Source organism: Deinococcus taeanensis, from assembly GCF_020229735.1.
Classification (GTDB): Bacteria; Deinococcota; Deinococci; order Deinococcales; family Deinococcaceae; genus Deinococcus; species Deinococcus taeanensis.
The window spans coordinates 243,438-270,000 of sequence record NZ_CP083455.1 but is presented as its reverse complement, the minus strand read 5'-3'; the positions used below and the strand labels follow the sequence as shown (position 1 = coordinate 270,000).

At 69.6% G+C, this 26,563-nt stretch carries 25 protein-coding genes (1 of these 25 running past the window's edge); 17 read left to right on the top strand and 8 right to left on the bottom strand.

The annotated features are described in order from the left end of the window. On the top strand, positions 1–584 hold the 3' portion of the coding sequence (locus tag LAJ19_RS01260; RefSeq protein WP_225476531.1) for a GNAT family N-acetyltransferase. Its footprint begins 160 nt before the window's first position; 584 of the gene's 744 nt are visible here — the last part of the coding sequence; its start codon lies off the left edge, out of view; the stop codon is at positions 582–584. 65 nt (positions 585–649) lie between these two features. After that, positions 650–1,192: a single-stranded DNA-binding protein gene (locus tag LAJ19_RS01255; protein ID WP_225476530.1), complete on the top strand. Its 543-nt coding sequence runs from the start codon at positions 650–652 to the stop codon at positions 1,190–1,192. A 57-nt stretch (positions 1,193–1,249) separates the two neighbouring features. On the opposite strand, the gene LAJ19_RS01250 is transcribed toward LAJ19_RS01255, so the two are convergent. Further along, positions 1,250–1,687, bottom strand: coding sequence for a pyrophosphohydrolase domain-containing protein (locus LAJ19_RS01250; RefSeq protein ID WP_225476529.1), 438 nt, complete (start codon positions 1,685–1,687; stop codon positions 1,250–1,252). Positions 1,688–2,050: 363 nt separating this feature from the next. After that, the gene (locus tag LAJ19_RS01245) at positions 2,051–2,701 is read right to left on the bottom strand and encodes a metallophosphoesterase family protein (protein ID WP_225476528.1); all 651 of its coding nucleotides are present in this window, start codon (positions 2,699–2,701) and stop codon (positions 2,051–2,053) included. A gap of 122 nt (positions 2,702–2,823) precedes the next feature. Here LAJ19_RS01245 and LAJ19_RS01240 point away from each other — a divergent pair, with 122 nt between their 5' ends. From LAJ19_RS01240 to LAJ19_RS01225, 4 genes are all read left to right on the top strand, one after another. Further along, positions 2,824–3,357 (top strand): GNAT family N-acetyltransferase, encoded by a 534-nt coding sequence (locus LAJ19_RS01240; RefSeq protein ID WP_225476527.1) that lies wholly within the window; start codon positions 2,824–2,826, stop codon positions 3,355–3,357. Positions 3,358–3,458: 101 nt separating this feature from the next. After that, positions 3,459–4,358 (top strand): arginase, encoded by a 900-nt coding sequence (gene rocF / locus LAJ19_RS01235; RefSeq protein ID WP_225476526.1) that lies wholly within the window; start codon positions 3,459–3,461, stop codon positions 4,356–4,358. A gap of 100 nt (positions 4,359–4,458) precedes the next feature. After that, positions 4,459–5,334 carry a PSP1 domain-containing protein gene (locus LAJ19_RS01230; RefSeq protein ID WP_225476525.1) on the top strand — a complete coding sequence of 292 codons (876 nt, stop codon included), beginning with the start codon at positions 4,459–4,461 and terminating at the stop codon, positions 5,332–5,334. Between the two features lie 30 nt (positions 5,335–5,364). Then, on the top strand, positions 5,365–7,080 hold the full coding sequence (locus tag LAJ19_RS01225; protein ID WP_225476524.1) for a M3 family oligoendopeptidase: 1,716 nt from the start codon (positions 5,365–5,367) through the stop codon (positions 7,078–7,080). 57 nt (positions 7,081–7,137) lie between these two features. Here the strand turns inward: LAJ19_RS01225 and LAJ19_RS01220 are convergent, their stop codons facing one another. Both LAJ19_RS01220 and LAJ19_RS01215 read right to left on the bottom strand, forming a co-directional pair. Continuing rightward, complete coding sequence (locus LAJ19_RS01220; RefSeq protein WP_225476523.1) at positions 7,138–8,223, bottom strand: DUF4384 domain-containing protein; 1,086 nt, start codon at positions 8,221–8,223, stop codon at positions 7,138–7,140. Positions 8,224–8,361: 138 nt separating this feature from the next. Next, the gene (locus tag LAJ19_RS01215; protein WP_225476522.1) at positions 8,362–8,916 is read right to left on the bottom strand and encodes an endonuclease dU; all 555 of its coding nucleotides are present in this window, start codon (positions 8,914–8,916) and stop codon (positions 8,362–8,364) included. Positions 8,917–9,012: 96 nt separating this feature from the next. On the opposite strand from LAJ19_RS01215, the gene LAJ19_RS01210 reads away from it, so the two are divergent. The 4 genes from LAJ19_RS01210 to LAJ19_RS01195 all read left to right on the top strand — a co-directional run bounded on the left by LAJ19_RS01210 (position 9,013) and on the right by LAJ19_RS01195 (position 13,335). Next, positions 9,013–10,071, top strand: coding sequence for a GNAT family N-acetyltransferase (locus tag LAJ19_RS01210; protein ID WP_225476521.1), 1,059 nt, complete (start codon positions 9,013–9,015; stop codon positions 10,069–10,071). Between the two features lie 90 nt (positions 10,072–10,161). Beyond that, complete coding sequence (locus tag LAJ19_RS01205; RefSeq protein ID WP_225476520.1) at positions 10,162–11,679, top strand: Ppx/GppA phosphatase family protein; 1,518 nt, start codon at positions 10,162–10,164, stop codon at positions 11,677–11,679. 38 nt (positions 11,680–11,717) lie between these two features. After that, complete coding sequence (gene pdxY, locus LAJ19_RS01200) at positions 11,718–12,629, top strand: pyridoxal kinase PdxY (protein ID WP_225476519.1); 912 nt, start codon at positions 11,718–11,720, stop codon at positions 12,627–12,629. 103 nt (positions 12,630–12,732) lie between these two features. Beyond that, positions 12,733–13,335, top strand: coding sequence for a hypothetical protein (locus LAJ19_RS01195; RefSeq protein WP_225476518.1), 603 nt, complete (start codon positions 12,733–12,735; stop codon positions 13,333–13,335). Between the two features lie 64 nt (positions 13,336–13,399). Here LAJ19_RS01195 and LAJ19_RS01190 read toward each other — a convergent pair whose 3' ends face one another. Together LAJ19_RS01190 and LAJ19_RS01185 are read right to left on the bottom strand one after the other, a co-directional pair. Further along, on the bottom strand, positions 13,400–13,855 hold the full coding sequence (locus LAJ19_RS01190) for a response regulator (protein ID WP_225476517.1): 456 nt from the start codon (positions 13,853–13,855) through the stop codon (positions 13,400–13,402). Continuing rightward, entirely contained in the window at positions 13,852–15,435 is a 1,584-nt protein-coding gene (locus LAJ19_RS01185) for a sensor histidine kinase (protein ID WP_225476516.1), read from the bottom strand. The genes LAJ19_RS01190 and LAJ19_RS01185 overlap by 4 nt, the downstream gene beginning before the upstream one ends. Before the next feature lie 120 nt (positions 15,436–15,555). Between LAJ19_RS01185 and LAJ19_RS01180 the strand changes: the two genes are divergently transcribed. Both LAJ19_RS01180 and LAJ19_RS01175 read left to right on the top strand, forming a co-directional pair. Beyond that, on the top strand, positions 15,556–16,293 hold the full coding sequence (locus LAJ19_RS01180; protein WP_225476515.1) for an enoyl-CoA hydratase-related protein: 738 nt from the start codon (positions 15,556–15,558) through the stop codon (positions 16,291–16,293). A gap of 71 nt (positions 16,294–16,364) precedes the next feature. Next, complete coding sequence (locus tag LAJ19_RS01175) at positions 16,365–17,231, top strand: SDR family oxidoreductase (RefSeq protein ID WP_225476514.1); 867 nt, start codon at positions 16,365–16,367, stop codon at positions 17,229–17,231. A gap of 676 nt (positions 17,232–17,907) precedes the next feature. Here LAJ19_RS01175 and LAJ19_RS01170 read toward each other — a convergent pair. After that, positions 17,908–20,406, bottom strand: a complete 2,499-nt coding sequence (locus tag LAJ19_RS01170) for a G8 domain-containing protein (RefSeq protein ID WP_225476513.1) — start codon at positions 20,404–20,406, stop codon at positions 17,908–17,910. A gap of 176 nt (positions 20,407–20,582) precedes the next feature. On the opposite strand from LAJ19_RS01170, the gene LAJ19_RS01165 reads away from it, so the two are divergent. From LAJ19_RS01165 to LAJ19_RS01145, 5 genes are all read left to right on the top strand, one after another. Further along, the gene (locus tag LAJ19_RS01165; protein ID WP_225476512.1) at positions 20,583–21,971 is read left to right on the top strand and encodes a nicotinate phosphoribosyltransferase; all 1,389 of its coding nucleotides are present in this window, start codon (positions 20,583–20,585) and stop codon (positions 21,969–21,971) included. Next, complete coding sequence (locus tag LAJ19_RS01160; RefSeq protein ID WP_225476511.1) at positions 21,968–22,627, top strand: hypothetical protein; 660 nt, start codon at positions 21,968–21,970, stop codon at positions 22,625–22,627. Before LAJ19_RS01165 ends, LAJ19_RS01160 begins: the two co-directional genes overlap by 4 nt. 256 nt (positions 22,628–22,883) lie before the next feature. Next, positions 22,884–23,552, top strand: a complete 669-nt coding sequence (locus tag LAJ19_RS01155; RefSeq protein ID WP_225476510.1) for an AAA family ATPase — start codon at positions 22,884–22,886, stop codon at positions 23,550–23,552. Next, positions 23,549–24,346 (top strand): methyltransferase domain-containing protein, encoded by a 798-nt coding sequence (locus tag LAJ19_RS01150; protein ID WP_225476509.1) that lies wholly within the window; start codon positions 23,549–23,551, stop codon positions 24,344–24,346. The genes LAJ19_RS01155 and LAJ19_RS01150 overlap by 4 nt, the downstream gene beginning before the upstream one ends. Positions 24,347–24,379: 33 nt before the next feature. Continuing rightward, positions 24,380–25,177: a TM2 domain-containing protein gene (locus LAJ19_RS01145; RefSeq protein ID WP_225476508.1), complete on the top strand. Its 798-nt coding sequence runs from the start codon at positions 24,380–24,382 to the stop codon at positions 25,175–25,177. Positions 25,178–25,193: 16 nt separating this feature from the next. Here LAJ19_RS01145 and LAJ19_RS01140 read toward each other — a convergent pair whose 3' ends face one another. After that, positions 25,194–26,453, bottom strand: a complete 1,260-nt coding sequence (locus tag LAJ19_RS01140) for an aminotransferase class I/II-fold pyridoxal phosphate-dependent enzyme (RefSeq protein ID WP_225476507.1) — start codon at positions 26,451–26,453, stop codon at positions 25,194–25,196. Positions 26,454–26,563 lie beyond the last annotated feature (110 nt).

The following is a 26,563-nucleotide window of genomic DNA, read 5'->3' as shown; positions in this document are numbered from 1 at the left end:
TGGGGCTGGCGTTCGGGTTCCCGGCCCTGCAGGACGGGGAATGGTGGCATCATTCGCACCTGCTGGCCGTGGACCCGGCGTGCCGTGGCAGCGGCCTGGCGGTGGCGCTGAAGCACGCCCAGCGGGAACGGGCGCTGGCGCAGGGGCTGACGCGCATGACGTGGACCTTCGATCCTCTGGTGGCGCGCAACGCACGGCTGAATCTTGGGAAGCTGGGGGCGGTGACGCGGACGTACCTGCCGGACTGGTACGCGCTGGAGGAGGACCGCGTTTCGGCGTTTCCGGCGGACCGGCTGATGGTGGAGTGGGACCTGAGGGCGCCGCGGGCGGAGCGGCCGGCGCCGGCGCCGCGAGGCGTGCGGGTGCTGGAGGCGCTGGGTGACGGACCAGGCGCGGTGCTTCTGTCGGACGCGCCAGAACTGCTCATTGAAGTGCCGGTCCGGGCGGAGACATTGCCCGGACCGGTGCGGCGTGCGTGGCGGCTGGCGTTGCGGGAAGCCCTCAGTGGAGCGCTGGCGCTGGGGTACACCGTTGTGGATCTGGCGCGGGAGGGGGAAAGGGCCTTCTATGTGCTGGTCCGTTGACAGGGTGCGCTTCCCACTGGTCAGAAGCCTCAATTCATGTTATGTTATTTACGTAAGGAGGCTGCATGCTGCACATTGAATTCACCACCGACCTAGGCGCCAGAGTCACCGTGGACGTCGACAGCGCCGACAAACTTCTCGACATTCAACGCCAGTACGGCCGACTCGGCTGGACCAGCGGCGAAATCCCCACCGGCGGCTACCAATTCCCGCTCGACAACGAACTGGACTTCGACTGGCACCTCATCGGCGCCCGCAAATGGACCAGTCCCGACGGCGAGGAACTCGTGATCCACAAAGGCTACGCGTACCGCCGCCGCGAACTGGAAGCCGTGGACAGCCGCAAAATGAAACTCCCCGCCGCCGTCAAGTACTCGCGCGGGGCAAAAAGCACCGACCCCGACCACATCCGCGAGAAATCAGACGGGGAATTCGAGTACGTGACCCTCGCCATCTTCCGGGGCGGCAAACGTCAGGAACGCTACGCCACCCCGGGCGGCCGCACCCAGCCCAGCGCCCCAGCCGCTGCCCGGCCCGCCGCACCCCGGCCCGCCCCGGCCGCCCGGCCCGCTCCGGCCCGCCCTGCTGAAGACGAAACGCCCTTCTGAACCCAGTCAGGACCCCCTGACAGGCGCGGCCTCACAGGAGATGTGAGGCCGCGCCTGTTACTGGTCTGCCTTCAGCTGCGCCTCCAGCACGGCGCGCACGTTCGCCGGCTGCCATCCCACGGGCTTCAGGATCTTCCCGTCAGCGCGGCGCGGCCCGGACGCCTTACTGAGGTTCGCGCGGTGCACCTCCGCGAACACGGCGTCCGCATCGATACCCAGGCGGTCCAGTGCGCCGTACGTCACGTACAGCAGGTCCGCGAGTTCATGCGCCAGCGGGGCCAGTTCCGTTGCCTGGAGCGTTTCCCCTGCCGCCAGACGCGCAGCGAGAGATTGGAACTCGGCCTCCACCTCAGCGGCTTCCTCCTGAATCAGCGTGCGGCGCAGTGCCAGCAGCGCTTCGTCCGGCACCGTGGGCCGCCGCCGGGGGCTCTCGCCGATGGCGTCATGAAATTCTCGCAGGCGGTCAGCATTGCAGTGGGGCGCGGTCGTGAACATGCCTGATGCTACCTGCCCGCCGCTCGCAGCGCCGCGCCCGCAGGGTGGACCACACGAACGGGCCGGTCCAGGGGTGGGACCCGGACCGGTTTCGGCAGTTGATGGTGGTGGCGGACTGAAGGACCTGCACCTTCACGGAGCCTGTGGCCCGCTCGCGCGCCCGTTGGTGAAGAGGTGGGCGTCTCCCTCTTGGCCTCTGCCCCGTGGGGCAGCCTCACCAGGCCGAGAGAGAGTATCCACGGCTGCACGGTGTGGCGCATGTGCCAGTCCTACAGGTCGCCTTAAGCGAAATAGCGCAGCAGCCTTTATGGAAGGAAAGCGGCCTCTCCGCCTGACTGTGAGGGTGACCAGCGCAGAGCCCGCCTACAAATCCAGCAGATGGTAGCCGTACGCGTTCACGACGCGCGCGCCGCTGGCCGGGTCGGTGTATTCCAGTTTCCGGCCCTCGTACTCGTGAATGTGACCGTGCACCGCCAGCCGGGGACGACAGCGGGTGATGAAAGCCGTGAGTTCCGGACAGCCCCGGTGCGCGTAGTCACTGCCGCTGTGCGGTCCGGCGGGCGGCGCGTGCGTGAGCAGCACGTCTATGCCCGCGCGCCCCTGCCAGCCGATGCGGCGCAGGCCCCAGCGGGCCTGAGAGGTGCTGTACTGGCCGTGCCCGCCCTGCCGGTAGCGGGGCACGCCGCCCCAGCCGGCAATGCGCAGCCCGGCTTCCTCGACCAAGCGGCCGTGCGCGGGAATCACGCCGCGCGGCGCGACGCGGCCTTCTCCCTCGTTCACGAACTCGTTCTCGTGGTTGCCATGCACGTAGATGACCGGCACAGTGAGTTTGGTGGCCAGGAACTCCAGGTAATACCCGGGGAGATCCCCGGCGGCCAGGACGGCGTCCACGGCAGGAACGCCCTGGGGAAACTGCGCGCGGTACACGAAGGGATGCACGTAGTCTGCCAGCACCATGAGCCGCTTCCCCAGCGGGGCGGGGCGGTTGAGATGGGAGGTGGCAGGATCAGTCATGAGGCAGGCAGCAGTGTCCCCGCGTAGGGGAACAGCAGAACAACGGCAGTGATGGCCGAGTCTACCGTCCGGCTCCACGCAGCGGGAGCGGCGTGTCTAACGGCGTAGCGTAGCCTGTGCGGGTGCCTGCGCTCTTCACGTCCCGTTTACTGCTGCTGCCGCTGACCCGCGCCGTTATGACACGCCGCCTGCAGGGCGACGCGTTCACCCTGACCCTGAACAGCCCACATGGCCCCCTGGAGGTCCGGTTCGGACCGGAGTGGCCCGGGGACCCGCTGCCCATGTTCCCCGGCCTGCTGGCGCAACTGACGCCGGGTCAGGAGGAAGTGCCGGGGGCATTTATTGCCGTTACGCGTGACACGGGCGAAGCCGTGGGACAGCTGGGAGTCAAGGGCCCGCCGGACGCGGCTGGAGAGCAGGAGATCGGGTACGGATTCAACCCGGCCGTGTGGGGCCACGGGTACGCGACCGAAGCCGTACAGGCTTTCACAGCGCATGTGCAGACCCAGAGTGCGGTCAGGGTCGTCACCGCTGGGACGGCGGTGACCAACCCGGCCAGTGCGCGCGTCCTGGAGAAAGCAGGATTTCAGGAGATCGGCCGGACCTTCACTGAGGAGGACGGCGAGCTGCGCCTGTGGGCTCACCGCCCAGAATGAATATGCAGATGAATACTCACTTTGCCGCCGCTGATCGCACGAACCAGAAATAATGTTGCAGCCGTAAGGCATAGCGCGGCGCAGCCTTTAGGCTGTCGTGCATGAACATCTCCATCCTCGGGATTCCTATGGACCTTGGCGCCGGCCGGCGCGGCGTGGACATGGGCCCGTCCGCACTCCGTAACGCTCACCTGACCCGCGCGCTGCGTGAACTGGGGCACACCGTGACCGATCTGGGGGACGTGCGCGTGGCCCTGCCGGAAAGTATCGACAAGCTCACCGAGAACGGCCTGGTGTTCCTGGACCCCATCCTGGACGCCTGCCGCTCGGCCGCCAGCCGCCTCGCAGACCTGCCCGACGGCGCTTTTCCCCTCACCATTGGCGGGGATCACAGCGTGAGCATGGGTACCGTCACCGGCAACGCCCTGCGCGGCCGCGAGGGCGGCGCACGCATGGGCCTGATCTGGGTGGACGCCCACACCGATTACAACACCCCTCACAGCAGCCCCAGCGGCAACATTCACGGCATGCCCGTGGCACACCTGACCGGCCAGGGCGATCCGCAGCTGACCGGTCTGGGCGGCGGGTGGCACATGCGCCCCGAGGACATCGTGATGATCGGCATTCGCAGTGTGGATCCGCACGAACGCGAACTGCTGCGCGAGGCCGGCATCAAGGCGTACACCATGAAGGACGTGGACCAGCTGGGCATCACCCGCATTCACGAGGAGACCCTGGAGCGCCTGAGCGGCACCGAACGCCTGCATGTGTCCTTCGACGCCGACGCCCTGGACCCCAGCGTGTGCCCCGGCGTGGGCACCCCCGTTCCCGGCGGCCTGACCTACCGGGAAGGCCACCTGCTGATGGAACTGCTGAGCGAGTCAGGCCGCGTGACGAGCATGGACATCGTGGAGGTCAACCCGATCCTCGATACGTTCAACCAGACGGCCGAGGTCATGGTGGGCATGGCCGCCAGCCTGCTCGGGCAGCGCATCCTGTAATCCGCTCCTCCCCTGCCCCGCCGCACACCGGTCTGTGGCGGGGACTGCTTTGTGCACCGGCTCTCGACGGGCCGGGCTCAGGCGTGACATTCTGCTCGGCATGGTCGTCCTTCCCGTCCGGTTCGAGCGCAGTCCCCGCCTGCATCCTATGCTGAGCGAAGACGCGCATGCTGTCGGCGCGAAGGTGGTTGTGCAGGGCAAACGCGGCCCGGAGGTCGCCACGGTGCGCGGCGAGGCCACCGCACCCAAGCCGCAGGAACGCTACGGCGCCGTGCTGCGCGCCGCCACGCCTGACGACGTGGCCCGCTGGGAAGAGCTGCACCGCACCGGCGAGGACCTGAAGTGGCTGCTGCGCGCCCGCGCCCGGCAGCGCAACCTGCCCGTGAAGGTCGTGGCCGTCGAGTTCACCCTTGACGAGAGCCTCGTGACCGTGAGTTACAGCGCCGAGGAACGCATCGAACTGACCGGCCTGATCAGCGAACTGCGCGGCCACACCCGGGCCCGCGTGAACTTCGCCGCGGTCGGCCCGCGCGAGCAGGCCCAGATGATCGGCACGCTCGGCGCGTGCGGCCGCGAGAACTGCTCGTCCACGCACCTGCAGGACTTTGCGCCCGTCAGCATCCGTATGGCCCGCGACCAGCAGCTGCCCCTGAACCCCGAGAAACTCTCCGGGCCGTGCGGGCGGCTGCTGTGCTGCCTTCAGTTCGAGCACACGCAGTACCTCGATCTGCTCAAGGATCTGCCGCGCAAGAACGCCCGCGTGTGCCACGAGAGCAGCGGCGCGTGCGGCAAGGTCACGAAACTGCATCCCCTGGCCGGCACGGTGGACGTCACCACCGACCAGGGGCTCCTGACGGACGTCCCTGCCGCCGAGCTGCGCCGCCTGACCGAAGCGGAGATCAAGGCCCTGCCCGACATGACGCGGGGTGGAGGCCGTCCCGGCAAGCCGGATCGGCCGCCCCAGGCGCGGGATTGAACGCTGCGCCCCGGCAGTACACTCGCCGGGATGACCGTGCACAATCTGAGGGCTGTAGAAGCCAAACTGGCCGTCCCGGCCCCTGCCACCCGCTGGGAGACCTACGCGCCCCGCTACCAGGTTCTGCTGGACGCCCCGCTGAACGCCGGAACCGTCCCGGCGTGGCTGGGCGAGTGGAACACCCTGAGCAGCGAACTGGCCGCCGCGGCGGCCCGGCTGTCCACGCACGCTGACCTGCACACGGACCGTCCCGAGGTGCAGGAGAGGTTTCAGGCGTTCGTGGCGCAGGTGATGCCTGAAGCGAAGCGCGCCGAGCAGGCCCTGAAGGAGAAGCTGCTGGCGGTGCCGGACTACGTGCCCGCAGCGGATTTCGCGCTGGCCTTCCGGCGCATGCGGGACGCCGCGGCCCTGTTCCGCGAGGCGAACGTCACGCTGGGCGTCACGCACGAACAGCAGAAGAACCGGCACTCCGTGATCAGCGGGAACCAGAGCGTCTCCCTGAATGGCGAGACACTCACCATCCCGCAGGCCCGGCAGCGCCTGGACAGTCCGGACCGCGCTGCGCGTGAGGCCGCCTGGCACGCCCTGACACGCAGCGCCCTGAACGTGGCCGGCGACCTGGATGAAGTGATGCTGGACCTGATCGCCACGCGCTGGCAGCTGGCCCGCAACGCCGATCAGCCCACCTTCCGTGACTACCAGTGGCGGGTGCTGGACCGCGTGGACTACACCCCTGAAGACTGCGTGGCGTTCCACGAGGCCGTGCGGGATGAGGTGGTGCCGCTGACGGCCGCGCTGGTGCAGGGCGTCGCCCGTGAACTGGGGCTGGACCACGTGCGCCCCTGGGATTACAACCGCAGCAACCTCCTTGACCCGCAGGGCCGCGCGCCGCTGGTCCCCTTCCAGACCGGCGCGGAACTGGAGGCGCTGGCGCAGCAGGCCTTCGACCGCCTGGATTCCGGGCTGGGCGCACGCTTCCGGCAGATGCGTGACGGGAGCCTGCTTGACCTCGAGTCCCGCCCAGGCAAGATGACGCACGCGTACTGCCAGTACTTTCCCACCACAAACGAACCGTTCGTACTGATGAACGTGGTCGGCACAGCTGAGGACCTCCGCGTGCTGTTTCACGAAGTCGGCCACGCCTTCCACGGGTTCTACAGCGGCGACGCGCAGGCCCTGGTCTGGAACCGCTGGAGTCCCATCGAGTTCGTGGAGATTCCCAGCATGGCCATGGAGTTCCTGACGCTTGACCACCTGGGGCATGTGTTCACCCCGGACGAACTCGCGCGCTACCGGCAGAAGCAGCTGGAGGGTGTCATTGCGTTCCTGCCGTGGGCAGCGCAGATGGACGCCTTCCAGCACTGGCTGTACGCCGAGGCGCCCGAGACCGTCACCGTTGATCAGCTCGACGCCAAGTGGCTGGAGCTGGACCGGACCTTCCACCCGTTCGTGAACTGGGACGGCCTGGACGAGCGGGCGCGCGCCAAGGGCTGGCAGTACTACCACGTCTTTCAGGTGCCCTTCTATTACATCGAGTACGCCATGTGCTACCTCGCGGCCGTGGGGGTGTGGCGCGGCGCGCAGACCGACCCGCAGGGCGCACTCGACCGCTACACGACCAGCCTGCGCCTGGGCAGCACCGTGAGCGTACCGGACCTCTACCGCGCAGCGGGCGTGGAGTTCCGCTTTGACCGCGCGCACATCCGCGGGCTGATGGCCTTCCTGCAGACCCAGCTTCATAGCTGAACCAGACCATAAAAAGGAGGGCCGCGCTTGCAGGCGCGGCCCTCCTGTGTTCTCGGCTCAGTACTGGTAGGTGGTGCTTTCGCTGACGTTCACGCGCACTGTGCGGTTCGCTCCGCGGTCCACGGTCAGCGTGGCGGTCGTGGCGCCCTTCACGAGCGTGCCGCTGTAGCCGGTGCTGGTCGGGCGGGTCTGCTGCAGCACGTACCCCTGGGCCTGCAGGTCGCGGACCTTCTGGTCGAAGGCGCTGCGCGCGGGGTCCTGAATGGTGGTCCCGGCAATAGCGCCGAGCAGGTTCCCGATCAGGTCCAGCACCGGGTTGCCACTGCTGACGGGTGCCGCGAGCGCCTGAGCGAACTCGACGTTCAGGTTGGTGGTGCCGCCGCTGCGCACGGTCACGGTGGTGCTGTAGTCACTGTATCCGGGGGCCTGGACACGCACGGGGTACGTGCCGGCGCGCAGGTTGCTGTAGGTGACGTTCGCGCCGCCGAGCCGCTGACCGTTAAGGATCACGGTGGCGTTGGCAACGTTCGTACCCACGAACAGGCTGCCCGTGGTTACCGGTGTCTGCGCGGCCACGGTGTAGAAGGCCGTGTCGGTGACCCAGCTGTTCTGAGGCAGAGGGTTCACGACGATGCTCAGCGCCTGGGCAAGGCCGGCCTGACCGCCCTGGGTGCTGACAGTGGCGAACTGGTCCTGAGCGGTCTTGAACTGGCTGATCTGGTCAAGGTTCAGCGGGGTGAGGCTCGCCAGGGCCAGCACCTTGTTCTGCCCGATGGGGCCGTCCACGGTGTAGGTGAAGTTCGCGTCTGCGGCGGGGAAGGTGGTCGTGGTGTTCGCCTTCACGAAGTTGGCGCCGCTGAGGCGGTTGGGGAGAACCTGGTCGACGCTGCCGTCGGGGTTCACGTTGAACAGGTACACGTAGGCGTCACGGTTGACGGTGGCGCTCACGCTGATGGCTTCCCCGATGCGGTAGGCGGGGTTCTGGTTGCCGCTCGTGTCCTTGCTCACGCGGACGCTGACGCTCAGGTCAGGCTGCGTGGGGTTCACGATGATGCTCTGGGCGCTGATCTTCGCCTGAGCGCCGGCAGTGCTGAGGGTCGCGGCGGCCCCGAGGGCCAGCAGGGTGGTCAGGTTGCTTTTCATGGCGTTCAGTGTGCCCAGTGCGCGTGACGGCAGGCTGACGTGACCTGATGGAAGCCTTGAGAGTTCAGGGAAGCGTAAAGGCTCGGCTGGGCCCGGGGTGCCGGGCGCCTGGCTTCGCGCCCTGAGGTCACCCGGGTTTCACACGCGGCCACCGGCACTGTGCCCCCGCGTGACGCCACGGGCGATCAGGTGCGCGGCCCGCAGTGGCTCCGGAACACGGCCCGTCACGGTCAGCGCCTCCAGAGCCTCCTGCGCCTGGGTGAGCGTCAGGCCTGCCCGCTGCACGAACACGCCCCCGCACGCCTCCATCGGCCCGGCGGCCTGCACCAGCCGCCACTTGCGGGCGCCGCCCGGGACGCGGGCAAGGAGGGCCGCCCGGATCCGGTCCAGGTTGGGCGCACGGCGCGCCACGATCAGCACCGGACGACCCGTGGCTCCGTGCAGCGCGTGCAGGTCGACCACATTGAAGCCCGCCAGGGCGATGCCCTGCAGGAGGATCAGCTGCAGGTGCGCCGGGGAGAGGTTCACGAGTCGCGCGAGTTCCGCGGTGCTGTTGCGGCCGTCGCGGCGCACGCGGCCACTGACGACGCCGTGCAGCGTGGTCCGCGCGTACGTCGTGCCGATCACCGGCACATCTCCCCGCCATTCGCGGTGAAAGGGCGCGTCGTCAAAACCGATGGCGTGCACGAACACCGGCCCAGCCTACCGGAATGCATGCGGGCAGCGGCCTAGGCGGCCCTCCGCCATCCGGCGCATGTCGCCCTGACCGGCGGGGCGCACACTGCTCGCATGACCTCCACTGCCTCTGTGTCCGGCCCGGCCGCCGCGCCTCAGCCCCCTTCCGTTCCGCCCGTCTCCCCTGTGCCGGTCAGCCCGTTTGCGCCTCTCGACGCCCCTTCCGAGCAGCGCCTGGCGGTGGGTCAGCTGCTCGCCGACTGTTTCGCCTTCGCCTTCCCGGACGACCCCGCCGTGCTGCCTGAACGCGAAGCGCTGGGCCTCACGCACGCGCTGCCGACCGAACGCCGGGAGCACGCCGTGGTGTGGGACGGCGAACGGGCGCTGGCGTGGGGCTGCCTGGCGTACGACGTGGAGCAGAACACGCACATGGCGCACCTGCGCGTCAACGTGCACCCCGCTGCGCGCCGCCACGGCCTGGGCCGCGCCCTTGCCGCGTTCCTGATGGCGCGCGCCAGCGAGGCCGGCCGCCACACGCTGACCGCCGGCACGACCAGCCGCGTGCCGGCCGGGGAGATGTTCGCGCAGCACCTGGGCGCGCAGCCGGCGCTGCCGATGCGCCAGAGCCGCCTGGACCTCGCGGCGCTCGATCACGACCTGCTGACCCGCTGGCAGGCCCGCCCGGAGGGGGACCCTTACCGCCTGCACCTGTGGACCCGCGTGCCCGACGGGCACCTGGAGCGGGTGGCGGACATGATGATGGTCATGAACACCGCGCCCCGGGGTGAACTGGAGCAGCAGGACTGGACGATCACGCCTGAGATGATCCGCGCGTGGGAGGCCATGATTGAGGAGGAGGGCGAGACGCGCTTCATGATGGCCGTGGAGGACACCCGCAGCGGCCGCCTGGACTCGTACACCGAGGTGTTCTGGCAGATCGAGCGGGCCGCGCTGGTGTATCAGGGGGCCACCGCCGTGCGGCCTGAGGCGCGCGGCCAGGGCCTGGGCAAGTGGGTCAAGGCCGCCATGCTGCAGCACGTGCTGGACAGCTGCCCTGGCGCGCGCTGGGTGCAGACGAGCAACGCCAACGAGAACGCTGCGATGCTGGGCATCAACGTGGCGCTGGGCTTCGCGCCGTGGAGCACCTTCACGGAGTGGCAGCTGAAACGCTGAACCGGCCGGGCGGCGCGCCTGTCGCATGAAGGCCTTCGTCTGACCGCCGGCGGCGAGGCTCCCGAGCCTCGCCGCGCTAGGCTGCCGGGCATGAGGGTCGCGGTTGCGGATGTCGGCACGAACTCCAGTCACCTGCTGATTGCCGAGGCGGCGCGCGGCAACGCGGGCGGGTACCGGGTGCTGGACGCCCTGAAGGACCGCACGCGTCTGGGCGAATGCCTGGACGACGCGGGCAACCTGACCCCGGAGGGCGAGGACCGGCTGGCATCGGCACTGACGCGCTTCCGGGCCCTGGCGTCCGGCGCCGGTGTGGCCGAGGTTCACGTGTACGCCACGAGCGCCCTGCGGGAAGCGCCGAACGGCGAGGCCGTCGCCGCACGGATGCTTTCGCGCACCGGGGTGTACCCGGCGATCATCAGCGGGGAGCGTGAGGGCACACTGACGTACCTGGGCGCGGCGCACTCGGTGGAGCTCGGCGAGGACAACGTGCTGCTGGACCTGGGGGGCGGCAGCCTGGAGTTCGTGCGGGGGGACGCCGAGCGGCCGCAGGACGTGCTGAGCCTGCCGCTGGGCGGCATCCGGATGACGCGGGCGTTCATCCGTTCAGACACGCCGGGCCGGCGTGAACTGGCCGCGCTGGACCAGGCGGTTCAGGCGGCCCTGGCGCCGCACGCCGCCCGGTTCCGCGTGCGGGCCGGGACGCGCGTCATTCTGTCCAGCGGCACGGCGGAAGCGGCGGCCGAGGCGATCCTCGCCCGGCGGGGCGAAGGACCGCGCGGCGTGAATGGGGTGCGCTGCACCCGAGCGGAACTGCACGACCTGCTGGAGCACGTGCGGGCGCTGAAAGGTCCGGCGCGGGCGCGGGTACCGGGGCTGGAGCGGCGGGCCGGGACGGTCGTGGCGGCCCTGGCGACGCTGCTCGCGGCGCTGGACGTTCTGAACGCCCCGGCCTTCACGGTGAGTGAGGGAGCGCTGCGCGAAGGCATGCTCATCGAGGAACTCACGCGCCTTGAGGCGTACAGTTCCTCGATCAGTGCGCGGCAGCGCAGCGTGCTGGGCACCGCGGAGCGGTTCGGGGCGAACCTGTCGCACTCCCGGCAGGTGGCGGCCCTGGCGCGCGAACTGCTGTCGCGCCTGGAGGCGGCGGGTGTGCCGCTGGGCGCGGACGGCGAGGCGAAAAGTCTGCTGACCGCGGCGGGCGCGCTGCACGAGGTGGGGCAGATCGTGGCGCAGAGCGCGCACCACAAGCACAGCGCGTACCTGATCCGCCACGCGGAACTGCGGGGGTTCACCCCGCGTGAGATTGAACTGATCGCGCTGCTTGCCCGGTATCACCGCAAGAGTCCGCCGAAGGCGTCGCATCCGGAGTTCATGGCCCTCAGCGGCGCGGATCAGGCGCTCGTCACGCGCCTGACGGGAATCCTGCGGGTCGCCGACGGCCTGGACCGCTCTCATGCGGGGAGCACGCGCGTGACGGGCCTGGACCGGCGCGGGGAAGGCTGGCGTCTGAGCGTGCGGGGCGCCACGCCACTGGACCTGGAGGGCGCGCGCGACAAGGCGGACGTGTGGGCCAGGGCGTTCGGGCCGCTGACACTGCGCAGCGAGTAGGGCGCCGGGGGCCAGAAAACGCGGGTATGCTGCGCAGCATGAAGGAAACCGCGCCGAGTGCCCCAATCACCACTGTGCCGCAGAACATCCTGAGCATCCAGTCGTGGGTGAGTTACGGGCACGTCGGGAACGCTGCGGCAGTGTTTCCCCTGCAGCGCCTGGGGTTTGAGGTCTGGGCCATCCAGACCGTGCAGTTCAGCAATCACACCGGGTACGGCGCCTGGACGGGCGCGGTGTTTCCGCCGGAGCTCGTGGCAGAACTCATTGACGGCATTGAGGCCCGCGGGGTCCTGCCGGACTGTGACGCCGTGCTCAGCGGGTACATGGGCAGCGAGGGCACAGTGGGCGCGGTGGTGGGGGCGGTGCGGCGCGTACGGGCGGCGAACCCGGCGGCGCTGTACTGCTGCGACCCGGTGATGGGGGACGTGGGCCGCGGGGTGTTCGTCCGGCCGGAACTGCCGGAGCTGATCGGGGCGCAGGCCATCCCAGAGGCGGATATCGTCACGCCGAACCAGTTCGAACTGGAACTGCTGACCGGTCAGACGGTAGATACCCTGGAGCACGCGCTGGACGCCGCACGCGCGCTGCGTGAGCGCCTGCGTCCGGGTGGTCCGCGCATCGTGCTGGTCACGAGCCTGGTGCGCAGCGGCGCGCCGGAGCAGAGCATCGAGACCCTGGTCGTCACGGATGACGGCGCGTGGCAGTGCCGCACGCCGCTGCTGCCGCTGGACCCGCCGCGCAACGGAACTGGGGACGCCATTGCGGCGCTGTTCTTCGGGCACTACCTGAAGGCCGGTCAGGCGGCGCAGGCGCTGAGCTTGGCCATGAGCGCCCTGTACGCCCTGCTGCAACGCACGCACCTGACAGGCACGCGGGAGATTCAGCTGGTCGCCGCGCAGGATGAGCTTGTGAAGCCCGCGCGGCTGTTCGAGGCGCAGCAGGTCGGCTGACGCGGCTTTGTGAGGAGCGTCTCTGTGGGTGCTCAGGGACAGCGCAATGCCCGTTGCGCTCGCTCTCATGGTCGTCGCCGGTTGGCGGCGAACACTGGAAGCCATGAAACACATCCTCTTCCCGACCACCACCGCCGCTGACGCCTTCATCGCCGATCTGCAGGCCCAGGGGGTCGTTCAGCCCACGGTAGGCAGCAGCACCTTCAGGCGCCGCACGGAGTCGGCCAGCACCACGACCACTGCGGCCACCACAGATGCCGGCGGCCCCGGGCACCTGACCATGGACGCAGACGGTGTGGGCGGCACGCCTGAAGACGCCGGTGCGGGCGCCGTGAAGGGCACGGGTGTGGGCGCGGCAGTGGGCGCGGCAGCGGGCATCCTGGCCGCCGGCGCGACGATCGCCACGGGCGGCCTGGCGCTTCCTGTGATTCTTGGAATGACTGCGCTGGGTTCCGGCGTGGGCGCTGCAGTGGGCGCCACCGGCGGCGCAATGGGTGTGGATGAGACCGGCAAAACCTACGGTGATCACTACGATGTGGATGACGAGTACTACAACCGCATGGACAGCACGGTGAGCAGCGGCGGCCGGGTGGTGGCCGTGGATGAAAGTGTGCCGCAGGACGTGCTGATGGACGCGGTGAGCCGTCACGGCGGCGAGATCGTGGACAGCGGCGCGAGCCGTTCGGACTACGTCGCCTCGATGTAACCCCTGATGGGGAACGGGGACCCGCCTGCAGGCGGGTCCCCGTTCTGATGCCGGAACAGTGGCTTCAGCGGGGGTCGTGAGGTGGCGACGGCAGCGCCACCTTGTGGAACCAGAAGTTCCCCAGCGTCTGAATGACCTCCACGAATTCCGAGATGGACACCGGCTTGGGGATGTAGGCGTTGGCATGCAGGTTGTAGCTGCGCCAGATGTCACTTTCAGCGCGGCTGGTGGTCAGGACGATCACCGGAATGCTGCGCAGTTCCGGGTCCTCCTTGAGCAGGTCGAGGAGTTCGAGGCCACTCATGCGCGGCATGTTCAGGTCCATCAGGATCACGTCGGGGCGGGGGGCCGCGGCGTGTTCGCCTTCGCGGCGCAGGAAACGCAGCGCGTCGAGGCCGTCACGCGCGTGGTTCAGGCGGTGCGGGAAGTGCGCCTCCTCGAAGGCTTCCTGGGTGAGCATCACGTCCGCGGGGTTGTCCTCGACGAGCAGAATCTCGACGTGTTTATCAGTGGGTGTCATGTGGGGCCTCCCAGGGCTGGCGCCGGCGTGATGGGCAGGGCCAGGTGAAATGTACTGCCCAGCCCGGGGGTGCTGTCCACCCACAGGGTGCCGCCCATCTGCTCGGCGGCGCTGCGGGTCACGGCCAGCCCGATGCCGCTGCCAGTGTATTCGTCTATGCCGTGCAGGCGCTGGAACACGCCGAAAATCCGCTCGTGGTACTCCGGAGCGATCCCGATACCGTGGTCCTGCACGTGAAGCACCCAGCGGTGCCCGTCCTGCGTGGCGCTCACCTGAACGTGCGCGGGTTCGCCGGGCCGGGTGAACTTCAGGGCGTTGCCGATCAGGTTCTGCAGCGCGTGGCGGAGCAGTTCGGGGTTCGAGTTCACGGTGGGGAGCGGCCCGACCTGCACCTGCGCGCCGGTCACCTGGATCTGCGTGTGCAGGTCGTCCAGGAGTTGTTCCACGAGCCCCGTCAGGTTGACCGGCACCGTCACGCGGGCCGCCTGCCGCACGCGGGAGTACGCCAGGAGGTCCTGAATGAGGGACTTCATGCGGTGCGTAGCGGACGTGGTAAAGGCAATGTACTGGTCGGCGCGTTCATCGAGCTGGCCGCGGTAGCGCCGGGCGAGCAGTTCGGTGTAGCTGCCGATGGTGCGCAGCGGCTCCTGAAGGTCATGACTGGCGACGTACGCGAACTGTTCGAGTTCGCGGTTGCTGCGTTCCAGGTGCGCGTTGCTGGTCTGCAGGGCCTGGGCGGCGCGCGTGAGGTCCGATTCGCGGTCCTGCACGGCCTGCGCCATGCGGTCAAAGGTGGCGCCCAGACGCGTGAGTTCCTGCACCGGGGTGCGCGGCATGCGCCGCTCGTACTGGCCGGCGGCGATGTCCTGCGCCCCGGCATTCAGGGCGCCCAGGGTGCGTGAAACGGTACGGGTGACGCGGTACCCCGTGAGAATCAGCAGGGTGATGCTGAGGATCAGGCCCAGCACGGTTACCCAGCGCACGGATTCCAGCATGGAATGGCTGGCGCGCGTGGCGTCATTCAGGCGGATGGTCTCGTTGCGGGTCATGACCCGGAGCCCCTCACGGGCCTCGTCGAGGATGGCGCGGCCCTGGCCGGTGCCGACAAGCTGCGCGGCGCGGGTGGCGGAAACCCGGCGCGCCTGGATTTCCGGCTGGGCGGCCTGTTCCATCCAGCGTTTCACGGCCGCCTCCACGCGGCCGAGGTTCTCGCGCTGCAGCCCGGTCACGGTGAGGTCCTGCAGCGCGAACACGGTGGCCTGGAAGGTGGCCTGGGCGTCCAGGAAGGGCTCGAGGAACGCGTCCTGTCCGGTGATCACGAAGCCGCGCTCGGCGTTCTCCATGGCAGATACCTGCTGCGTGAGCATGTCGATCAGCTGCGCGCGTTCCTGGGACGCCAGCACGCGCTGCAGCGCCGCGTCGTTCTGGGTCACGCCGTACAGCACGGCGACGCCCACCCCGAGCAGCAGCGTGAACGGCAGCACGAACGGGCGCAGCAGAAACTGCCGCAGCGGTACGCCCCCCGGGTCCGGCCCGGGTGCGGACTCCGGATCGGCTGTGGGACGAACGGCACCCGGCATGGAGCCGCATTCTAGTGCAGGCGGGCGAGGCGCGCCGGGGCAGGCACTGCCGCCGACCCCCACGGGAGCTGGCCCCCAGGGAATTGAACTGAGTCCAGCGTTCCGGGGTACAGTAAACACATGACCTTTCAGAGCGTGAACCTCACCCACGCCGGTGAGATCGCCACCCTGACCCTGACTGGCAGGAAGAGCAGCATGGGCCCCACCTTCTGGCCGGAAGTTCCCCGGGCGCTGAGGGACCTGCGCGGCGCGCGCGTGCTGATCCTGCGCGGCGAGGAACTGTTCAGCGCCGGTCTGGACGTCCGCGCCAGCGCGCCCATCATCGCACCCACCCTCGGCGATCCCGAAGCGTTCAGCGCCGTGGTGCGTGAAATGCACGCCGCCATCGACGCGTTCGCGGCGCTTCCCATTCCCGTGATTGCCGCCGTGCACGGCTGGTGTATCGGCGCAGGCCTGGAACTGATCGCCGCCTGCGACCTGCGGCTGTGCAGCGCCGACGCACGGTTCAGCCTGCCGGAAGTGAAACTCGGCATCACCGCCGACCTGGGCGGCCTGCAGCGTCTCCCCCCCCTGATCGGCCTGGGCCGCGCCGCTCACCTCGCCCTGACCGCCCTGCCCATCGACGCACCCACCGCAGAACGCTGGGGTCTGGTCACCGAGGTGCTCCTCACCCCGGACGCCCTGTTCGAGCGTGCGCACGCCCTCGCCACTCACCTCGCCGCTCTACCGGCCCGCGCCCTCGAAGGCACGAAACGCACCCTGCACGACCGGCTGCCCCACGACCAGAGCCTGGCGAACGCCGTGACCTGGAACGCCCGGCACATGACGGCCGCAGGACTCGCCCAGGCCCTGAAGTAACTCCCGCCTCCACCACGTGCTCCAGCGCGCCCGCCACCCCTGACCCTCACGTCCCCTGTAAAGGAGTTCCCATGACCCAGTCCCGCACCTCCGGTTCCCTCCAGCCCGGCACGGCCGAGAGCACCTTCCGCCCCGACCTGCTGGCCGGCAGGCACGCGCTGATCACCGGCGGCGGCAGCGGCATCAACCTGGGCATCGCGCAGAGTTTCGCCGCGCACGGCTGCAAGGTCACTCTGCTGGGCCGCAACCTGGACAAGGCCCAGACCGCCGCGCAGGGCATCCGGGACGCCGGCGGGCAGGCACTTGGCGTGAGCGCCGACGTCCGTGACTTTGCGGCCCTGCAGGCGGCCGCCGCGCAGGCCGTCGAGACCTTCGGACCGTTTGACATCGTCCTGGCCGGCGCCGCCGGGAACTTCCCCGCCCCGGTGGACGGCATCAGCCCCAACGGCTTCAAGACGGTCGTGGACATCGACCTGCTCGGCACGTACAACACCATCAAGGCCGCCGCACCGCACCTGCGCACGCCAGGTGGGAACGTGCTGTCCATCAGCGCGTACGGCGTGCCGGTCCCCATGCAGGCGCACGTGGTGGCCGCCAAGGCCGGCGTGGACGCCCTGACCCGCACGCTTGCCGTCGAGTGGGGCCTGCGCGGCATCCGCGTGAACGCCATCATTCCCGGCCCGATCGACGGCACCGAGGGCATGGCCCGCCTCGCGCCGGATGAGCGGACGCGCGCGCAGTTCGTGAGTACCGTGCCCCTGGGCCGCTTCGGCCTGCCGCAGGACATCGCCAACGCCGCTCTGTTCCTCGTGAGTGACGCGGCAAGCTATGTCACGGGCGTGATCCTGCCTGTAGACGGCGGGCAGAACATGCTCGGCGGCGCGCCGCAGTACCAGATGTATCAGCACATGGGCCTCGCCCTGCCCAAGCAGGAGTAGGAAGCGGCGCCCGGCACCCGGGCAGAACGGAGCGTACCGGCAGGATGGCCCGCCGGTACGCTGCCGGTCTGACAGTGCCCGCCTGGACTGATCGGACGTGCGGTGCGTCAACTGGACTGCCTGAGACGTTCAGTTCCCCCGGGCAGCTGCCCGTCTCAGGCAGAGGCACACCCTGGCGCGGTACCCGGATCCGGATGGTTGGAGCCCCTCCGTGACCTGCAGACCCTGAACCTGCTCGCTGACCGTCTGATGGCCCTGAACTTTCAGGTCTCTGTCCCACCTTGCGTGCCTGCCCCTGAGTCACCACCGCCTCGCGGGACTTCCGGAGTCCCCGGGGCGCCTCTCGGCCCCGCGTGAAGCGCTGGGTCTTCAGGGCAACGCTCTGGCCTGCCGGGCGACGCTCGCTGAGTCTGCGGTTTAACGTCCAGCCGGCCCTGCCCGGTTCCGCCTGCACAGTGCGGACGCTGGATATTCTGGATCTGCAGGCCACCCCGTTCACGACGCTGCCTGAAAGGCTGGCGCACCTGCCCCGGCTGCGCAGACCAGCACCGGCTCGGGCGGCGGCTGGGTGCGTTCGGGGTGATGGTGGGCCGCGGGGCTCAGGGGCACCTGTCAAGCGTCAGGCCGGGCGCGGCGGGGAGGGCGTCCCCAGGTGCCCGGCCTGGTGGTCATGATCCTATTTGCAGAGGTCGGTGGTGCAGATGTCCAGCACGGCGGAGTCGCGGCCGGTCTGCACGACGAGTTTCAGGGTGAGCTGTCCGTCCGCGTAGGCGTAGCTGTCGCCGGTGGTGGCGGTCAGGTCGGCCGGCGCGACTTTCTTCAGGCGGTTGCGGTTGTCGATCCACCAGTCGCGGTACACGCTGGGTTCGGTGCTGACGGGCACGGTGAGGGTCAGGGTGTCGCCGGGCTGGCGGTTGCTGATGCCCAGGCGCAGGTGGCTGCTGGTGCCGGTTGGGGTGAGCGTGTACGGCGCGCCGAGGCGGGCGGTGGTGCTGAAGTTCGTGAAGCTGCTGGGCGTGCCGGTGAGGCTGACGCGGCCGTGCGGGCCAGTGACGCTGACTGGGGCGAGGGCGCCGCCGGTCGTGTCCTGCAGCCACAGGCGGGCGTACTGACCGGCGCAGACGCTGGCGTTCCAGTCGGCGCGGGCGGTGCAGTCGGGCGCGCCGCGCAGCAGGGGGCTGCCGGTGACGGTCAGGCCAGCGGTGCCGGTGACGCTGCCGTCCGTGTCGAGGAAGGTGGCGGCCTTGTCGCCGTCCTTGTCGGCGAGCGGGTCGGGCAGGTACACGTGGGTGCTGTTATCGGCCCAGTGGAGGTTCACGGCGTTGTTGGTGGGGGTCAGGGTGAAGGCGTTCTTCGTGAGGTACCCGAGGCCGCTGGCGGGTCGGCTGGCAGTGGGCGTGAACCCGGCGAGGGTGGCGCCGTCGATGGTGACGTGGCCGTCGTAGAACTGGAAGCCCCGGATGGGGAAGCTGGGGTCCCAGGGGCGCGGCAGGCTGCGGCCGCTGGTGCCGGTGGGTTCCCAGCTGTCCGGTTGTCCGGCGTTCGGGGTTTCGCCGATCAGCAGGCCGCCTTTGAGGGTGGTTCGGTCGTTGGCGAAGGTGGCGCCCACGCCGTTGTCCGCGAGGGTGGCGCCAAGCATGACGTGGTTGCGGCCGCGCAGCCACGCGCCGTGGTCACGCTGCTTGAAGGCGGTGAAGGTCTGGAAGGTGGCGGGGACCGGCGCGCTTTTCGGGTCGCTGGGGGTGGTGACCGGCGCGTAGGAGGTGACTTCGGTGGTGCCGTCGGCCTTGGGGCCCTGATCGACGTTCAGGCCGCGGTCGCCGCTGTGGGCGGTGTTGCCGCTGAATTCACCCAGGGGAACGCGGCGGTTCCAGATGTCGGTTTTGCCTGCGGCGAGGCCGGTGGGGTGTTCGGGCAGGGCGTACCAGAATCCGGTGCCGTCCACGCCGGCAGCCACGTTGCCGGTGACGGTGTTGTTGGGGTGGGTGAGCCAGTACGCGGCGGGGCGTTTGTCGCTGTCCAGCAGGGGCGTCTGGCCTTTCTTGCTGTCAGGGGCCCTGACGCGGGTGAGGAGGTTGCCGGTGAGGGTGTTGCCGGTCTCGTCGCCGTCTTCCAGGAAGAGGCAGTGGCCGAGGGTGTCGAAGGTGACGTTGTCCTGCACGCGGAGGTTGCTGGTGCCGTGCACGACGACGCAGCGGTTGTAGGAGGCGTGGACGCTGCTGCCGCGGAGGTACGAGGTGGTGGCGCTGCCCAGCTGATGAAAATGCACGGGGTAGCGGCGCAGGGTGTTCAGCTGTCCGACACGGGTGAATTCTGTGCCTTCGATTCGTGCGGCGCCTGTACCCATGATCATCACGTGAGCGCCGACGCTGGTCTGCGCGGCGTCGCTGGTGGCTGCGATGACGATGTTGCGGGTCAGGAGGCCCACTTCGGCGCGTTCGTTGACGTTCTGCCCGGCCACGGTGATGGGGTCGCCCCAGTGGGTGTACTTCAGGGGGGCGCTGAGGGTGACGGTGGTACCGGTAACGCGCTGCACGGTGACCTGTTCGGTCTGGCCGGGGTTGAAGTCGGTGCTGGTCAGGGTGAGGCGGTCTCCGGCCTGCCAGTTGGGGGCGCGGTCCAGGGTGAGGGTGCTGCTGCCGGCGCGGGCCGTGGTGTTCAGGCGGGTCCAGGGGAGCCGGGGCTGCCCGTGGAGTTCCAGGGTGCCGTCCATGACGCCCAGGACGCGGTCACCCATGCCCATGATGTTCTCGGCGGGGGTGGTGTTGGTCAGGAGGATCTCGGCGTGGTGCGTGAAGGGCTGGTGTTCACTGCCGATGCGCAGTTCGCCGTGCACCATGAGCCACTCGGTGCGCAGGGTGAGGTCCTGCTCGGCGAATTCCAGGGCGCTGCCGGCTGGAATGGTGAGCCCTGCGAGATCGGGCGGTGTGACGTCCAGGATCACGCGTTTGCCGCTGGGCAGGGTGACCGTCTGGCCGGCGGTGGGGACCGCCCCTCCCCAGGTGGCCGGGTCGCTCCAGCGCGTACCGGGCTGGGCGGCGGCCGTGCTGGTGGTGGGCGCTGGGGTGGCGGTGGCGACCGGTTGGGGGGTGCCAGAAGTGGGGGTGCCGGTACCGCAGCTGATGAGGAGGGTGACGAGCAGCAGGGCGGCGTGAAGAGGACGGGCTGCAGGCATGAAGAAAGCATAAATGCACGGCCGGTCAGAGCGTGTGACGAACTTCGCACCGGGGGTGCGCCGGTCACGGTTCGCAGGTCCGCCCTCTTCAGTCGCAGCACTTTCCCACTGTCTCATACTCTTCATAATCTTATTTTCAATTATGAGTCAAGGCAACCTGCCGCAGGAGGCACCCCATGAGCACCCCCCTGAGCGACCACAACCTCATCCTCGACACCGACTCCTACAAGGCCAGCCACTACCTGCAGTACCCCCCCGGCACCACGCGCCTGTTCTCCTACCTTGAAAGCCGCGGCGGCCGTTACCCCCAGACCCGCTTTTTCGGACTGCAGTACCTCCTCGACCGGTACCTCACACGGCGCGTCACGGCCGAGATGGTGGATGAAGCCCGCGCCCTGATTGAAGCCCACGGCGAGCCCTTTCCCTACGACGGCTGGATGCGCGTGGTCAACGTTCACGGCGGGCGCCTGCCGCTGGAAATCCGCGCCGTGCCCGAAGGCACCCTGGTGCCCATCCACAACGTCCTGATGAGCGTCACCAACACCGACCCGGAACTGCCGTGGCTGGTCGGCTGGTTCGAAACCATGCTCATGCGCGTCTGGTACCCCATCACGGTCGCCACGCAGAGCTACTTCATCCGCGAGATCATCCGCGCCGCACTGGAGAAAACCAGCGACCGCGCCGCCGAGGAACTGCCGTTCAAACTGCACGACTTCGGCTCCCGCGGCGTGAGCAGCCGCGAAAGTGCCGGGATTGGCGCTCTGGCGCACCTCGTGAACTTCCTGGGCAGCGACACCCTCGAAGCGCTGCGCGTGGCCCGCAACCACTACGACGCCGACATCGCCGCGTTCAGCATTCCCGCCGCCGAGCACAGCACCATCACCAGCTGGGGCAAGGAACACGAGGTGGACGCCTACCGCAACATGATCACGCACTTCGGCCGGCCCGGCAGCGTGTACGCGGTCGTGAGCGACTCCTACGACCTGAAAAATGCCATCAACACCCTCTGGGGCGAGACGCTCAAGGCGCAGGTCATCGCGTCGGGCGGCACGCTCGTGGTGCGCCCCGACAGTGGGGACCCCCCCGCCATGGTGCGCCTTGCCGTCAACGCCCTGGCCGCCAAGTACGGCACCACCACCAACAGCCGGGGCTACAAGGTGCTCAACCACGTCCGGGTCATCCAGGGCGACGGCATCAACGAGCAGACCATCCGCCAGATTCTCGACAACCTTGACGTGGACGGCTACAGCGCCGAGAACGTCTCATTCGGTATGGGCGGCGCCCTGCTGCAGCAGGTGGACCGCGACACGCAGCGCTTCGCCTACAAGGCCAGCGCCGGCGTGGTCAACGGCGAGTACCGCGGCATCTACAAAGACCCCGTCACCGATCCCGGCAAGCGCAGCAAGGACGGCGTGCTGGACCTCACCCTCGACGGCGACCGCATGGTGACCCGCGCCTACCGGACCTTCGACACGGACTTCCCCGGCAGCCTGATGCGCGCCGTGTACCGCAACGGCGAACTGCTCATGCGCGACAGCCTGGACGTCATCCGGACCCGCGGGTGACCCAGCCGCTCGAACGGCTGCGGCCCATCCTGACCCGGATTCCCGGGGCGGACCTCCCGGCGGGCGCGCTGCAGAGCGTGTTTATCGCGGCCAGTCAGCGCACCCTGATGCACCTGGAACGCGCCCTGAGCGACGAGATCCGCCTCCTGAACGACCGGGTCGCCGGGGGCACGGTGACGCTGGACCGCGAGTACCTTCAGTCCCAGGCGTTCACGGCGAACGTCATGCAGGCCCTGCGCGCCGCAGAAACCGCAGAATCCGAACGGAAGCTCCGCTTCATAGCGCGCGCCCTGGCTGGCTGCACGGTCCTCTTCCCCGCCCCACAGGTCGACCGGTTCCAGACCCTGCGCGTCATCGAGGGCCTGTCCGAACGGGAACTGCAGGCGTTCGCGGACCTCTACCAGCGGCTCGACCCCATCGACCCGTACGCGGACGCACTGCCCGCACACCGGACCGGCAGCGCGCCCGGCTTCTCGCACGCCGAGTTTGGAGCGGCGCTGCACGGCCTGCAGCAACTGGGCCTCCTGATCCGCGAGCACCGCACGCCGCAGGACCCCTGGAGCGGCCAGCCGGGCGAACCGGAATGGGCGTGGACCCTCACCCCCCTGGCGCGGAGCGTGGCCCGCCTGTGCCGCCTGGAAGGCGAGCCCGACTGAGCCTCCAGCGGAAAGAAGCCGGGCCGTTGACAGGACTGGTGCCCTTCCCGGCAGACGGAACCATGTCAGCAGGGGTGGTGAGGAAGCAGCCGTTCCCCCAGGGCCCATGCGCATACCAGGTGGCCTGGAGGTCCGGTGAGCGAACCGGTCCTGCAGAAGGCGGCCCTGCTGTGGGAGCCGGCGCCGCCCCCGCCCGGGCCATGGACGGGCGCGGCCCCCTTGCAGCTCGACACCACGGCCGCACACCAGGAGCGTGATGACCACGTTCGGGCTGAATCTTCTGCCGCTGCTGGATCTGCCCCGCGGCGCGGGCGTGCTCGAGGGCCTCTATGTCCTGGCGTTCCCGCACCCGCTGGTGTACACGCACCTTGTGAAACGCATGGTGCTCCTGGGCGCCGAAAGCACCGGTAGGGGTACCCTGCCGCGCGCGCCGGGTGAGGCGTCCCGCACGGCGCGGGTGAGGAAATACGGCCGGAACGTGAACAAGCGGGAGAAGGGCCAGCTCACACCGGAGCCCCCCATGGAGATCGCGCGGGGGCACCGGGCGCTGGAGGACAAGGCGGTGACCTCCCCCACCGGGCGGGAATGGGGGCTCAGCGACATTGACGCCGCTACCACCCTGATGTGGTCGTACCTTCTGACCGGCCCGGCCCAGCCGGAACGGCACGCTCCGGTCGCCGAGTGCCGCCTGCACCACGCCCACGTGTTCCCGTGCGGCACCGGCCTCCCGCACGAACAGGACGCATGGCGAACGAACACGGAGGTGCGGTCCGTGCAGCAGGCGTTCATCCAGCAGGACCTGGGTACGCGGGGCGTGCCGTTCACCCTGCTGCGCGGCCCGGTGGCGCAGCGGGTGGCGCAGGTTCACCCGGCCCTGAGCGCCGGGCTGGAGCGGTCCTCTCATCCCGACGGGCCCCGCGGATGACCGACGACCGGGGACGGATGAACGAACGCCTGTTCGACGCGGTCGCCGGCTCCTACGACCGGGTGGGGTTCCTGGCGCAGGCGGCGCGGTTCGTGGCGCGCGCCGCGGCCGTGCGGCCCGGTGAGCGGGTGCTGGACGTGATGACCGGCACGGGCGCGGTGGCGGCTGAGGTGGCGGGCGTGGCGGGGGGCGTGGTGGGCACGGACCGTTCGGCAGGCATGCTGGCCCGGGCGCGCGAGCGGCTGCCTGGCGTGACGTTCGTGCAGGCAGACGCGGCCACCCTGCCCTTCCCGGCCTGCTCCTTTGACGTGGCGGTGTGCGCCGCAGGCGTGTTTTTCATGCCGGACATGCCGGGCGCCGCGCGGGAGTGGGCGCGGGTGGTGCGTCCCGGCGGGCGGGTGGTCGTGTCGTCGTTCGGACCGGGACTGCTGGGCCCCCTGCCGGGGTTGTGGCGCGCGCAGCTGGCCCGGGTGGGCCTGAAGCCGGGGGCTCCCCCCCTGGGGCGCCTGCCCACGCCGGACGCCGTCGCGGAGGTCCTGCGCGCCGCCGGTCTGACGGACGTGCAGGCTCATCTGACCCCCCTGACGTACACCGTCGCGGACGTGCAGGCCCGCTGGGCGGACATCCGCGCCGGGCTGGAAGGCGAGGTGCTGCGCCAGCTGCCGCCTCCGGAGGCCGCCGCCCTGAGCGCAGCGCACCGGGCGGAGCTGGCGCCCCTGTTCCTGGCCGGCGCTCTGGGGGTACCGCTGCCGGTGATCGTGGCTGCCGGCCGCGTTCCGCCTTCTGGGGGATGAAACGAACGCCGTCACAATCGCGTAGTGTGAAGCATGACAAACCCCGACGAGAAAACGCCTCAGGACCCCGCCCCCAACGCGCCCTCCTGGGTGGATGAGGTGTTGGGCGGCCACTCCGCCACGCCGGCCGCGCCGGCGGACCTGCGCATCCCGGAGTCCACGCCGCGCGCCGCGGCGCCCTCCTGGGTGGATGAGGTGGCCGGCAGCGCCGCTCCTGTCACGTCGCCCACCGCGCCTGCCGGGCCAGCCGCGCCGTCCTGGGTGGACGATGTGACCTCACCGGTGGCCGCCGCGCCCCACGGACCGCAGCCGCAGCCTGTGCACCACGTGCCGCCCGCACCGGTGGCCGCGACCGTCGTGACGCCCCCCGCGCCGCCCCGCGATGACGACTGGGTGACCCGCGCCACAGGTGGCGCCCGTAACCCCACCGTGCCGCAGGGTCCGGCGACCACGCCTCAGACCAGCAGCACCGGCCTGGATGACATGGAGCGGCAGGCGCGTCAGGCCATCAGCCAGTTCAGCCAGGGTGTGCAGAACGGGGACGTGGCGCAGAAGAAACTTATTGCAGGGCTGCTGGCGATCTTCCTGGGCAGCCTGGGCGTGCACAAGTTCTACCTGGGCAACACCACGCCCGGCCTGATCATGCTGGGCGCCACCATCGGCGGGTGGATCCTGGGCGTTATCGGGTCATTCATCATTGTGGGCGCCGTGTTCTTCCTCGTGCCGATGCTCGTGAGCCTGCTGGGGCTCGTCGAGGGCATCATCTACCTCACCAAGAGCGACGCGGACTTCCAGCGGGAGTACGTCACCGGCAAGAAAGCCTGGCTGTAACAGCGCGCCCCGGACCCTACAGCGCCTGCTCGATATCGGCTTTCAGGTCCTCCAGCGCCTCGACGCCCACACTCATGCGGATGGTCGTGGGCGTCACGCCCGCCGCGTACCGCGCCGTTTCCGGCACGCGGCCGTGCGTGGTGGTCCACGGATGCACAACCAGCGTGCGCACGTCGCCCAGGTTCGGGGCGATGCGCAGCACCCGCACGCGCGCCAGGAAGGCCGACGGGTCAGGCACCTCGAAGGTCATGACGGCGCCCGCCCCGCGGCGCAGGTACCGCTGCGCGAGGTGATGGTGCGGGTGCCCCGCCAGCCCCGGGTAGCTGACCTTGCCCACCTTCGGGTGGCTGTCGAGCCAGCGCGCCAGCCCCAGCGCCGTCTCACTCTCGCGTGACAGGCGCAGCGCGAGCGTCTCAAGGCCCTGGGCAATCAGGAACGCGCTGTGCGGCGCGAGTGTCATGCCCAGCTGGTGCGCCCCGAACCACCGCTGCCGCCACGCCAGGGCCGCGTCGCCCCGCACGTTCAGGATGCTGCTGTCCCCCCCATCGGTGTACACGGGATTGCGGGTCAGGTTATGCCCGGCCCCGACGGTAACGGCGCCGCCCAGAACGCTGCCGTGCCCGCCGGCCCATTTCGTGAGGGACTGCGTGACGATGTCCGCGCCGTGCTCCAGCGGGCGGCACAGGAACCCCACGCCGCCACACGTGTTGTCAATGGCGAGCAGCGCGCCCCACTCATGGGCGATGTCCGCGAACACCCGGATGTCCGCAACGTCTCCCGCCGGGTTGCTGATCATTTCTGCCCACACCAGCCGCGTGTTCTCCTGCATGGCGGCCTGCACGGCGTCCGCGGTGTTCTCCACGAGGGTCGCCGTGATACCCATCAGCGGCAGGATGTTGTTCAGCATGCCGGTCGTGCCGCCGAACAGGCTCGACGCGGAGACCACGTGATCCCCCGCGCGGCACACGCTGAGAATGGTGGTGAGGGTCGCCGCCTGCCCACTGGCGACCGCGACGGTAGCGGACCCGCCCTCCAGCGCCGTAATGCGGTCTTCCAGCGCCCGCACCGTGGGGTTCTGCAGCCGGGCGTAACTCAGGCCCGAGTTCAGCTGAAATTCACTCTGCGCTTCTTCCAGTGTGTCGAACTGAAACGCGGCCGCCGCGTGAATGGGAAACCCGATGGTCTGCCCCAGGCCGCGCGGAATGCTGCTCTGCACAGCAGTCGTGTCGTAACTCCACCCCTCGGGGTGCGTGGTTTCAGGGTGGGCGTCGCTCATGCCTTCACGCTACGCCGCGCCGCCCGCGGGTGTGCCGTCCATGTCCGACCCGGCCGGTCCTTCCGGTCGACTTTGCGGGACACGGCGCGTCCACGTCCACAGCCTCACCG